10 protein-coding genes and 1 tRNA gene are annotated in these 10,622 nt (G+C 66.7%); 5 read left to right on the plus strand and 6 right to left on the minus strand.

The genetic code is table 11. The features are described from left to right. Window positions 1–196: 196 nt before the first annotated feature. From AC07XB_RS15025 to AC07XB_RS15035, 3 genes are all read right to left on the minus strand, one after another. Complete coding sequence (locus tag AC07XB_RS15025; RefSeq protein WP_492826909.1) at window positions 197–823, minus strand: LysE family translocator; 627 nt, start codon at window positions 821–823, stop codon at window positions 197–199. A 385-nt stretch (window positions 824–1,208) separates the two neighbouring features. Further along, window positions 1,209–1,284 (minus strand) — tRNA-Met (locus tag AC07XB_RS15030). 269 nt (window positions 1,285–1,553) lie between these two features. Then, the gene (locus AC07XB_RS15035) at window positions 1,554–1,793 is read right to left on the minus strand and encodes a hypothetical protein (RefSeq protein ID WP_150986120.1); all 240 of its coding nucleotides are present in this window, start codon (window positions 1,791–1,793) and stop codon (window positions 1,554–1,556) included. A gap of 157 nt (window positions 1,794–1,950) precedes the next feature. Here AC07XB_RS15035 and AC07XB_RS15040 point away from each other — a divergent pair, with 157 nt between their 5' ends. Next, window positions 1,951–2,757 (plus strand): 5'-3' exonuclease, encoded by an 807-nt coding sequence (locus AC07XB_RS15040; RefSeq protein WP_492372199.1) that lies wholly within the window; start codon window positions 1,951–1,953, stop codon window positions 2,755–2,757. A 113-nt stretch (window positions 2,758–2,870) separates the two neighbouring features. On the opposite strand, the gene AC07XB_RS15045 is transcribed toward AC07XB_RS15040, so the two are convergent. After that, window positions 2,871–4,094 (minus strand): MFS transporter, encoded by a 1,224-nt coding sequence (locus AC07XB_RS15045; RefSeq protein WP_492372198.1) that lies wholly within the window; start codon window positions 4,092–4,094, stop codon window positions 2,871–2,873. Continuing rightward, on the minus strand, window positions 4,091–5,257 hold the full coding sequence (locus AC07XB_RS15050; RefSeq protein ID WP_492372197.1) for a serine hydrolase domain-containing protein: 1,167 nt from the start codon (window positions 5,255–5,257) through the stop codon (window positions 4,091–4,093). Before AC07XB_RS15050 ends, AC07XB_RS15045 begins: the two co-directional genes overlap by 4 nt. 149 nt (window positions 5,258–5,406) lie before the next feature. Here AC07XB_RS15050 and AC07XB_RS15055 point away from each other — a divergent pair, with 149 nt between their 5' ends. Next, complete coding sequence (locus tag AC07XB_RS15055; protein ID WP_492372196.1) at window positions 5,407–6,312, plus strand: LysR family transcriptional regulator; 906 nt, start codon at window positions 5,407–5,409, stop codon at window positions 6,310–6,312. Between the two features lie 39 nt (window positions 6,313–6,351). Here the strand turns inward: AC07XB_RS15055 and AC07XB_RS15060 are convergent, their stop codons facing one another. After that, the gene (locus AC07XB_RS15060; RefSeq protein ID WP_492372195.1) at window positions 6,352–7,221 is read right to left on the minus strand and encodes a LysR substrate-binding domain-containing protein; all 870 of its coding nucleotides are present in this window, start codon (window positions 7,219–7,221) and stop codon (window positions 6,352–6,354) included. Window positions 7,222–7,316: 95 nt separating this feature from the next. On the opposite strand from AC07XB_RS15060, the gene AC07XB_RS15065 reads away from it, so the two are divergent. The 3 genes from AC07XB_RS15065 (at window position 7,317) to AC07XB_RS15075 (ending at window position 10,534) form a co-directional block, all read left to right on the plus strand. After that, a complete protein-coding gene (locus tag AC07XB_RS15065) occupies window positions 7,317–8,198 on the plus strand; it encodes an HpcH/HpaI aldolase/citrate lyase family protein (RefSeq protein WP_492811277.1) in 882 nt (293 codons plus the stop codon). 121 nt (window positions 8,199–8,319) lie between these two features. Beyond that, window positions 8,320–9,288 (plus strand): tripartite tricarboxylate transporter substrate binding protein, encoded by a 969-nt coding sequence (locus tag AC07XB_RS15070; protein WP_492827031.1) that lies wholly within the window; start codon window positions 8,320–8,322, stop codon window positions 9,286–9,288. Between the two features lie 52 nt (window positions 9,289–9,340). Continuing rightward, window positions 9,341–10,534, plus strand: coding sequence for a CaiB/BaiF CoA transferase family protein (locus AC07XB_RS15075; RefSeq protein WP_492811279.1), 1,194 nt, complete (start codon window positions 9,341–9,343; stop codon window positions 10,532–10,534). Window positions 10,535–10,622: the final 88 nt, after the last annotated feature.

Genomic DNA, 10,622 nt, shown 5'->3' on the forward strand with positions numbered 1-10,622 from the left:
GGTTTTGATGCTTCTAGCCGCGACAGCAGCTAGAAGCATCAAAACCCCACCCACAAGAGACGTTCCCGCGTCAGCGGGCTACAAGCAATACACATCGCATACTTCCCCCGACCTACAGTTCCTGCTCCAAGCTCAACAGATTTTGCGTACGAATCAACGGAACGGGACATCAAAACTCCGAACCCCCAGCTCTGCCCTACATCCTCGACGTAGCCAGCCGCGCGGCCAGCCCCAGGAAGACCACCCCCGCAAACCAGTTCAGCGCACGCTGCGCGCGTGCCGAGCGCAGCAGCAGGGCGCCGAACATGGCCGAGCAGTAGGCGATGACGGAAAAGACCAGCAGGGTGGCGATGATGAAGACCACGCCGAGCACCATGATCTGCAGCGCGATATGGCCACGGTCCGGCGCGACGAACTGCGGCAGGAACGCGAGGAAAAAGATCACCACCTTGGGGTTGGTCAGGTTCATCACCACGCCCCGCCGGTACATATGCCCCACGCCAGCCTGGTCGCCGTTGCCCTGGCTCATCGCGCCCACCGGGGCGCGGAACGCCTGCCAGGCAAGATAGGCCAGGTATAGCGCGCCGGCGATCTTGAGCACCATGAATGCGAGCTTGGACGCGGCGAACAGCGCGGCCAGGCCAAACGCGACCGCAGCCGTATGCACCAGTAGCCCGGTGCACAGGCCAAGCACCACGACCATGCCCGCGCGGGGCCCCCGCATGGCGGATTGCAGCAGCACGAATACATTGTCCGGGCCCGGCGTCAGTCCAAGCACCACGGCGATGCCGAAGAATGGCAATAGTGTCTCGAGCGGGGGCATGCGCTTTACTCCTTTGCGGCCGCGGATATCGCGTTGTCGGGTTAGGCCCGATATCGGGCAAGATCGTGCAAAAGGCATGGCCGTAGCATCCGGCGCGCCATCCGAATATTGCCAGCCAGGCAGCGTTTTGTGCCAGCTAGACGCTTTGGCTGGCTCCGGCTGGGTCTGGCTGGCTCCGGCTGGCCCAGTCAAGGGTGCCAGGTCGCCGGACTGCCCGAGGCTGCCTCCGGCGCCGGCCGATGGCGTCCCGCAGGCTTGCTTGCTGGCGGACAACCCGGCAATGGAACTGGTGGTGCCGAAGCTGCTGACACCGTCGCTGCTCGCCGTCTGGCCCCGGCAATGCAAAAAGCCCGTGCGGCGTGAACCGTACGGGCTTTTCAGAATCTGGTTGCGGGGGCAGGACTTGAACCTGCGACCTTCGGGTTATGAGCCCGACGAGCTGCCAACTGCTCCACCCCGCGGGCCGAAATATACGCGGGTTGGCGCGTCATGGATAGTCCTGATTGGGATTATTTCCAGAAATGGTCTCGGCGCATTGCCAGAATCAATGCAGTTGCTGCAAGAATGAGCGCGGCATTCGCGCTTTTTCGGGCATCCGCCCGGTGGCCGATCGCGTCGTCAAGCCACGTATTCGCCGCACGCGCGGTATCAACGGACACGATTGCCCGTGAGATCGGCGGTGCACATGCACCAAATCCTGGCGCCGGCCTGGCAGCAACCACCTCCGCTTTTACCCTCCGGCGGCATCCTTCGGCGCCGGAGCCAGGCGGAACTGCGCGGACAAGTCGGCCTCGGCGCCAAGCTGGGCGTCGGTCTGCACGACGCCTTTTGCGGCGAGTTTCGTGAGTGTCCGCGCTGCCTGGATCGGGCTGACGCCCGTGGCCTTTGCGACCTGATATGCATCCATCGGGGTGCCCGTCTTTTGCAGGGCGTCGATTACTGCCTGGCGAGTGTCGTGATTGTTGTTCATTTCCGGGCGTAGGTTGAGTCTGCTCAGACTAGACGAGGTGGACCGCCGGCGCAACCCCGCATTCTTGCTGATTCCCCCGCCCGAAAAGGTTGCGCGACGGGCTTCGCACGTCAAAATAGAGGGTCTGATCGCACGCATCGCAAGAATCGCAAGAACAATGAAGCACACTCTACTGCTCATCGACGGCCTGAACATCCTGCGCCGGGTCTACGAAGCCAACCCGGCTGAGGACATTCCGGCCAAGGTCGAGGGCGCCGTGCTTTCGGCGCTGGCCTCGTTCCGCCGGGCCTTGACCGAATGCAAGCCGACACACGCGCTGGCGGCATTCGACACCGGCGGCAAGACCTGGCGCCACGCGCTGTATCCCCAGTACCGCCAGCACCGCAAGCCCATGGACCCGGAGCTGGCGGAGGTCCTGCCGGACTTCCGGCTGACGCTGACGGAAGTGCTCGGGCTGCAGACAGCCATGATCGACGGCTACGAGGCCGACGACATCATCGCCACGGCCTTTTATCGCTGGACCGCGAGCAAGGAGGGGCAGGTGATCCCGGTGAGCACGGACAAGGACGTGCTGCAGCTGATTGCCGACGGCGCCATTGTGCGCAACCACTTTGCCACCGCGAAGAACGGGGAGCCGTCCTGGTTCGATGAACGCTACGTCATGGATAAGTTCGGCGTGGGCAGTCACCAGCTGGCCGACTATCTCGCGCTGCTGGGGGATAGCACGGACGATATCCCCGGTGTCGAGAAGGTCGGGGCCAAGACCGCGGCCAAGCTCTTGCAGCGCTACGGCGACCTGGAGGGCGTGCTTGCCAACGCCGCCGAGGAGAAAGGCGTGGTCGGCAAGAACCTGGCGGAACAGGCGCATCTGGCCCGGCTCTCCCGCCAGTTGCTCTCGCTGAAGACCGATGCCCAGCTTGGCCTGACGTGGAACATGCTGCGGGTGGGCGAATCGGCTGAGTAGCGGCTGAGTAGCGGCACCTGGCGTTCCTGGTGGTGGCCATGGTCGGTGCCTTTTCTCATCGACCAGGCCAATGCGATCGTGATCAAGGCGTACCTGCCGCTGCATCCGGCATTTTAGGTTTTAGCCGCCATGACGCTGGCGTGACCCGGCTTGCGGTCGAACAGCAGCAGCTTCAGCGCCATGCACAGCGTTGTCAAAACGGCGAACAGCCAGCCGCTCCACAACGCGCCCGTCATGCCCGCTGCGGTGATGCACCAGCCGCCCACCGCCGAGCCGGATACCACGCCCAGGTTGGCGGCCGAGATATAGAGGCTGGTCGCGAACTCCGGGGCTTCCGGCGCGGCGGATGCCAGCCACATCTGGCTGACGATCAGGCCGCTGGTATGCGCGGCGCCCCACAGCAGGCAGACCGCGATCATCGGGACAAACGAGGCATTGCCGCAGGCGTAGAGCACAAGGTAGGCACCACCCAGCACCGCCGGGTGCAGCAGCGCGGTTCGCGCCAGGCTCTTGCCCAGCAACCGGCCGGCGATCAGATTGCCCGCCACGCCGCCGATACCGAACACCACCAGCAGCGCGCTGATGGCCTCGCCGCCCATGCCGGCCTCGCTCGCGAGGTACTCGGCCGCATAGCTGTAGACCGAGAACATCGTCGCGAATACGAACACGGTTGCGAACAGGTTGAGCCACAGCGCCGGCTTGCGCAGGATGGCCGAGGGCCGGCTGGCCGATGCGGCCTGCGCGGGTGCGGGCCGCTGCGCCGCATCCGGCAGCATGGCCAGCAGGCCGATTCCCGCCGCCGCGTTGACGGCGGCGCAGAACAGGAAGGAGGCTTCATAGGAAAAGCGCGCCGCGATCCACGCGGTGATTGGCACGCCCAGCACCAGGCCCATGCTGGTGCCCACGAAGGCCATCGCCGTGGCATGCGTGGCTCGCTCCTTCGGGTACAGCGACACGGCCGCCGCGAACGCCAGCGAGAAGAACACCGGATGCAGCAGCGCGGGGACGATGCGCAGCGCCATCAGCCCGGCAAAGTTCGGCGCCCACGCCGACAGCACGCTGCACACGGCGAACACGAACAGCGAGCCCGCCAGCACCCTGCGCCGGGCATAGCGCGACAGCCACAGCACCATGAACGGCCCGCACATGGCCACCACCAGCGCGAACAGGCCGACCAGCCAGCCTGCCCGGGCGACCGTGACGCCGTAGCGCGCGACGATAGCGGGCAGGATGCCGACCACGCCGAACTCGATGGTGTAAAGGCCAAACAGGCCGAGCGCGATAAAGAACAGGGAGCGGCCGGCATCGATGGCCTTCATGGGTGCCACATCGCTCATCGCGCCACCGCCTCTTGCCCATAGACGGCGTCGCGCAGGTCCGTCACGAAGCGGCCGGACATGCCTTCATACAGGGTGTTGGTGAACGCGGCCACGCTCAGGCCCCGGGCGCGGTCGACGAACCAAGAGTGCCCGTAAGCGCCGCCCCAGCGCCAGGTGCCGGCCGACTCCGGCGAGCCGGCCGCAGCCGGATTGTGCAGCACCGAGAAGCCCAGGCCGAAGCCGGTGCCCGGCGCATCCGGCGGACCCCATGCGCCGGTCTGGTTGCGGCCCATTTCATCGACCCAGGCCGCGGGCATCAATGGCTCGCCGCCCTGGCGCAGGGTCTCCAGCAAGCGAAGGAAATCGCTGGCGCTGCCAACCATGCCGGCGCCGCCGGAGGGGAAGGCACTGGTGTCCAATGCGCGCGCCGGCGCGTAGTGGATGCCGGCCGTGCCGTCGACGACGGGGACCACATCGTGCGCGCGCATGCGGCGCGGCACTGGCGTGTCGTTGACGTAGGCGGTGGCTAGCCGCTCGGCATCGGCCGCGGCAAAGCCGGTGTCGCCCATGCCCAGCGGACCCGTGACCAGCGCGTGCACCGCGTCGGCCAGCGGCGCGTCGCAAACGCGTTCGATCACGGCGCCAAGCACGTCCGTGGCCAGCGAATAGCCCCAGGCGGTGCCCGGCTTATAGAGCAAGGGCACGCTGGCGATGCGGCGCAGGTTCTCCGCAAGCGTGATGCCCGGCTGGTCCATGCCGTCCGACACGCCAGCGCGGGCATAGGGCCCGTGCTCGTCGGCTTCGAAGAAGCGGTAGCCCAGCCCGGCGGTATGGGTCATCAGCTGCCGCACGGTGAGGATGGCGGGGCTGCTGTCGGCCAGCCGCGGCGTGAAATCCGGCAGCCAGCGCGTCACGGCCTCGTCGAGCCCCAGGCGGCCCTGCGCCACCAGCACCATCGCTGCGCTCGACACGATGGGCTTGGATACCGACGCCAGGCGGAACAGCGTATCGGTGCGCATGGGCCGGCCGGCCTCACGGTCGGCCAGGCCCGCGGCGCGGCGGTGGATGACTTCGCCGTGGCGGGCAACCAGCACGACGGCGCCGACCAGGCGGTGGGCGGCAAGGGCTTGTTCAATCGCCGCGTCAACGCGGGCGGACAGGGGGGACAGGGGTGACAACATGCGTGTTTTCCTTCGTCGCAAGACAGGGATGGGATCAAGCAAACGATAAGAAACATTTGACTCGGGAAAAAGTAGGCTAGAGTTCCTGGTTATCCGGACATAATTATCCGTAATCGAGGATCGAGGCGCTTGGCATGAGGGGAAAGCCGATGGACAGCCTGAGTGGCTTTACGGTGTTTGTGCAGGTCGCCGAGACCCGCAGCTTCGTGGCCGCCGGCCGCCTGATGGGCGTGTCGGCGTCGGCCGTGGGCAAGAGCGTCGCAAGGCTGGAAGAAAAGCTCGGCGCGCGGCTGTTTCACCGCAGCACGCGCAGCATCACCCTGACGGCGGAAGGCGCGCAGTTCCTGGAGCGCAGCCGCCGCATCCTGGCCGAGATCGAGGCGGCGGAGCAGGAGCTGTCGCGCGCAGCGCAAGCGCCGCGCGGGCGCTTGCGCGTCAGCCTGCCGCTGGTGAGTTCGCTGGTCCTGCCGGTGCTGGGCGACTTCATGCGGCAGTACCCGGAAATCGAGCTGGACCTGGATTTCACCGACCGCATGGTGGACGTGATCGAAGAGGGTTTCGATGCCGTGGTGCGCACCGGCGAGCCAAGCGACTCCCGGCTATCGGCGCGGCGTCTCGGCGCGTTCCGGATCTTGCTGGTGGCGTCGCCAGCGTATCTCGCGCAGCGCGGGGAGCCCCGGCAGCCCGCGGACCTGGCCGGGCATGCCTGCCTGCAATACCGCTTCCCGAACAGCGGCAAGCTGGAAGCCTGGCCGTTGCGCCGCGCAGCCGTCGATCCGGAGTTGAACCTGCCTACCTCGATGATCTGCAACAACATCGAGACCCGCGTGAGCTTTGCGTTGCAGGGCCTCGGCATCGCCTGCCTGCCGGACTTTGCCATCCGCGAGGCGCTGGCCGACGGCCGGTTGCGCACCGTGCTGGACGACTACGTGGACCGTAGCGGCACCTTCCGCGTGCTGTGGCCTGCCAGCCGGCACCCGTCGCCCAAATTGCGCGTGTTCATCGACTTCCTGGGCGAGCGGGTGTTTCCGGGCGGCGCGGATCATGCCGTTTGAGCATCTCCGGATCGGCGCCGGATCGGCGCCAGTAAGCGCTCAGGCGGCTGCCTGCCGCGCGTGCCGCAGCAACGAGTGGATCAACGGCGTGCGGGGAGACGAGCGTTGCCACAAGATGCCGAACCGGCGCGGCTCGGTCGCTTCGGGCAGCGTCAGCTTGGCGATGCGCAGGCCTGCCGTCAGCGGCGACGCTATGTCGGGCACCAGAGACACCCCCAGCCCCCGGTCGACCATCATGGCGATCGCCACCAGCGAGCTGAGCTCGAACCGCTCGTGCGCGGCGATGCCGGCCTGCCGCAGGTACCGGTCGGCCTGCTTGCCGCCGCCCACGCTGCGGTCGTAGCGGATCAGCGGCTCGGTGCGCAGCAGTTCGTGCGGATCGCGCCGGGCCAGCCGGGCGGGCGCCAGTACAACCAGGGGTTCCTCACGCAGCAGTTCCCACACGATGGTCTTGGGCAGCGCGAAGGGCGGGTGCAGGCAGACGGCCGCATCCAGCTCTGCGTTTTTCACGGCGTCATACAGCGCCGCCGATTTGTCCGACTGGATAAACACGGAGACACCCGGATGCTCCGCGGCGAACCCGGCTAGCGTTTCCGGCAGCAGGCTGTGCAACGCAGTGTTGATCGTGCCCAGGCGCAGTTCGCGCGGTGCTTCCACCTCATTCACCCAATCCCGCAATTGGCTGAAGTCCCGCAGCAAGGTGCGCGCGCGTTCGGCGAGCCGTGCGCCCGACTCGGTCGGCGCCACGGTGCGGCCGGCACGGCCCAGCAGGGCAGTGCCCAGCTCCCGCTCCAGGACGTGGATCTGCTGCGCGATGGCGGCGGGCGTCACGTTGAGCCGCCGGGCGGCTTGCGCGAGGGAGCCGGTATCCACGACGACCAGGAACGCGTTGAGGTAGGCTGTCTCCATACATTTTCTATCGATTAAAGAAAGAGATACATAGTTTATCTTTGTTATGGCGTGACACACACTGGCGCACTCCAAAGCCATCGGTTCACGTTGCCATGAGAAGCAAACTGTTCGTCCCCGGCTCCCGCCCGGAATTGTTCGACAAGGCCTTGGCCAGCGCCGCGGACGGGCTCTCGTTCGACCTCGAGGACGCGGTGGCGCAGGAGCGCAAGCCGCAAGCGCGCGAGGCACTGCGCGAGCTGCTGCGCTCGGGCCAGGCCCGCGCCAGCGGCAAGACCCTGATCGTCCGGGTCAACGCGATGGACACCCCTCACTTTGCGGCCGACGTGGCCGCAGTGGTGCAGCCCGGCCTGGACCTGATCAACCTGCCCAAGCCCGAGAGCGCCGACGACGTGCGCCGCGCTGCCGCCGCCATCGAGCAGGCGGAACGGGTCAACGGGTTTGCGCTTGGCGTGGACAGCCCGGTCCGCCTGCTGCTCAATATTGAAACGCCCAAGGCGCTGCGCCTGGCCGGCGAACTGGCCGCGGCCCACCCGCGCGTGGCTGGCTTGCAGCTTGGCCTGGGCGACCTGTTCGAGCCGCTGGGCATCGCCCGGCGCGAAAGCGCGGCGATCCAGCAGGCCATGTACGCGGTGCGCATGGCAGCCGGCGAGGCCGGCGTATTCGCCTACGACACGGTGTTTGCCAACATCAAGGATGAAGCCGGCTTCCGTGCCGAGGCCGAGCTGTCGCGCCGCATGGGCTTTCTTGGCAAGAGCTGCATTCATCCCAGCCAGGTCCCCCTGGCCAACCAGGCCTTCCGCCCGAGCGATGAGGAGATCGGGCATGCGGCGCGGGTACTGGAGGCCGCGCGCGATGCGATGGCCAGGGGCGTGGGCGCCTACGTGGTGGACGGAAAGATGATCGACCCGCCGTTCCTGAAGCGGGCGCAAGCCATCGTGGCTACCGCCAGGCGCCTTGGATTGCTGCCTGCCTGACTCCGCCGGGATCCGCTGCCGGGATCAGGCTGCATCGCATGGGGCAAACAAAAAAACAGAAGGAGACACTTTGACTACACCAACCGCAACCGCAACCGCAACCGCATCCGCATTCGTATCCATTTCCCGTAGCGTGGCCTTGGCCGCCACGGCCATTGCCAGCCTGGTATCCGGCGCGGCGTTCGCACAGGGCGGATATCCAAGCAAGCCCATCACCATCGTCGTGCCCTATCCGCCGGGCGGCTCCAACGACATCTTCGCTCGCATTGTCGCCAGGGAGATCGGCGAGGAGCTCAAGCAACCCGTGGTCATCGACAACCGGCCCGGCGCCAGCGGCAATACCGGCACGGGCATCGTGGCCAAGTCCGCCCCGGACGGGTACACGCTGGTCGCCGTGTCGTCCAGCATGACGACCAATGCCGCGGTGCAGGCCAAGCTGCCGTTCGATGCGGTCAAGAGCTTTGTGCCGGTGGCGATGTTTGCGCAAGGGCCGTTCATTGTCGCGGTCAACAATGCGTTTCCCGCCAGGACGCCGCAGGAACTGATCGCGGCGATCCGCGCCAAGCCGGGCAAGTACAACTACGCCTCAAGCGGGCCGGGCAGCGTCAACCAGTTTGGCACCGAGCTGCTCAAGGCCAGGGCCGGGAACCTGTTCATCACGCATATCCCGTATCGCGGCATGGGTCCCGCCGTGACCGACCTGATCGGCGACCAGACACAGCTGTTGATCTCCAGCGGCCCCTCGCTGCTGCCGATGGTGCGCGCCGGCAAGGTACGCGCCGTTGGCATCACCAGCCTCAAGCCGAGCCCGATCGCGCCGGATCTCACGCCCATGTCCAGCGCGGTGCCGGGCTATGAATTCGAACTCTGGTGGGGCCTGCTGGCGCCGGCCGGCACGCCGCCGGCGATCGTCAGCCAGCTCAACGCCGCCGTCAACACCATCTTGTCCAAGCCCGAGATCAAAGCGGCCTTCCTGAAGGAGGGCGCCGAAGCCAGGCCCGTCACGCCGGCCCAGTTCGCCGCCATCATCGGGCAGGACGTGGAACGGTGGAAGACGCTCGCCAAGCGCCAGAACATCGTCGTGGACTGATGCTCGCCCGCCTTGCCTCTACTGCCTCTATTTCCTGTTTCCGGAGATTTCCATGCGTCCCCCCTTTGATGACCGCGCCGCGCCACTGAGCGAGCGCACCGGCAAGCCGGGCCCGCTGTCCGGCCTGCGCGTGCTGGACCTGAGCGCCTACATAGCTGGCCCCTATGGTTGCTCGCTGCTGGCCGACCAGGGTGCCGAGGTCATCAAGATCGAGCCGCCCGCCGGCGACAACCTGCGCAAGTACCCTTCCTCGCTGGAGGCCGAGAGCCGCGCCTTCCTGGGCGTGAACCGCAGCAAGCTGGGCGTGGTGCTGGACCTCAAGCAAGCCGACGACCTGCAGCGGCTGATGGCGCTGGTGCGCACCGCCGACGTGCTGGTGCACAACTTCCGGCCCACCGTGCCGCCCAGGCTGGGCATCGCTTACGAACAGCTCAAGCTGGTCAACCCGCGCCTGATCTATTGCGCCGTGACCGGTTATGGGGAAGATGGCCCGCTCAAGGACAAGGCCGGCTACGACCAGGTCTTGCAGACCATGACCGGCATGTGCACGCTGCAGGGCAAGCAGGGCGGCGCGCCAGAGATTCTCTATGGCTCGGTCGTCGACTACTACGGCTCGGCGCTGGTCGCCGGCGGCGTCGCGTCCGCACTCTACGAGCGCGAGAAAAGCGGCGAAGGCCAGTATGTCGGCATCTCACTCTTGCGCGCGGCGCTGACCATGCAATCGGCCCGCATGGTCTGGGCGGACAACGAACCCAGGGAGGTTGGCCGCGACATGCGCTCCGGCGGCATCACCGGCATCCATCCGACCAAGGAAGGCTATCTCTACATCTCCGCGAACACGCCGCATTTCTGGGCGGCGCTTTGCGAGAAAACCGGCCTGGCTGAACTCACCACCGAGCGTTATGACAGCGTGCGCAAGCGCGCGCAGCATCAGGATGAGATCGTCCCCATGCTGCACCGCGCGCTGGCAGCCCGCACCGCGCTGGAATGGGAGGCGCACTTCGGCGAAGCGGTGCCCTGCGCTGCCGCGCGCTCCGTGGAAGATATGTTCGACTTCCCGCAGGTGCAGGCGGAAGGCATGGTGACCACGTTCGAGCATCCCACCGTGGGCCGGTATCGCGGCTTTACCCGTGCCATCAAGTTCGGGCGCACGCCCGGGCCCGAGCCGTTCGCGGCGCCGGTGCTGGATCAGCATGGGCAGAGGGTGAAGGCGGAGGCGGACAGGTTGGTGAGCGAGGAGATGTAGCCGATCTCGCCGGGCTTCGATTCATCGACAAGCCCGTGGCAAATGGTCGCTGCATGGATGGCGCGACCACGCAATGCGCCCAATGCGT

This window comes from Cupriavidus sp. GW821-FHT02F09, assembly GCF_059421605.1.

Excerpts from the sequence above, each read along its gene's own strand:
- AC07XB_RS15050 (WP_492372197.1), bottom strand. The coding sequence starts at position 5,257 with ATGTTGTCACCCCTGTCCCCCCTGTCCGCCCGCGTTGACGCGGCGATT.
- AC07XB_RS15055 (WP_492372196.1), top strand. The coding sequence starts at position 5,407 with ATGGACAGCCTGAGTGGCTTTACGGTGTTTGTGCAGGTCGCCGAGACC.
- AC07XB_RS15040 (WP_492372199.1), top strand. The coding sequence starts at position 1,951 with ATGAAGCACACTCTACTGCTCATCGACGGCCTGAACATCCTGCGCCGG.
- AC07XB_RS15045 (WP_492372198.1), bottom strand. The coding sequence starts at position 4,094 with ATGAGCGATGTGGCACCCATGAAGGCCATCGATGCCGGCCGCTCCCTG.
- AC07XB_RS15025 (WP_492826909.1), bottom strand. The coding sequence starts at position 823 with ATGCCCCCGCTCGAGACACTATTGCCATTCTTCGGCATCGCCGTGGTG.
- AC07XB_RS15060 (WP_492372195.1), bottom strand. The coding sequence starts at position 7,221 with ATGGAGACAGCCTACCTCAACGCGTTCCTGGTCGTCGTGGATACCGGC.
- AC07XB_RS15065 (WP_492811277.1), top strand. The coding sequence starts at position 7,317 with ATGAGAAGCAAACTGTTCGTCCCCGGCTCCCGCCCGGAATTGTTCGAC.
- AC07XB_RS15075 (WP_492811279.1), top strand. The coding sequence starts at position 9,341 with ATGCGTCCCCCCTTTGATGACCGCGCCGCGCCACTGAGCGAGCGCACC.
- AC07XB_RS15035 (WP_150986120.1), bottom strand. The coding sequence starts at position 1,793 with ATGAACAACAATCACGACACTCGCCAGGCAGTAATCGACGCCCTGCAA.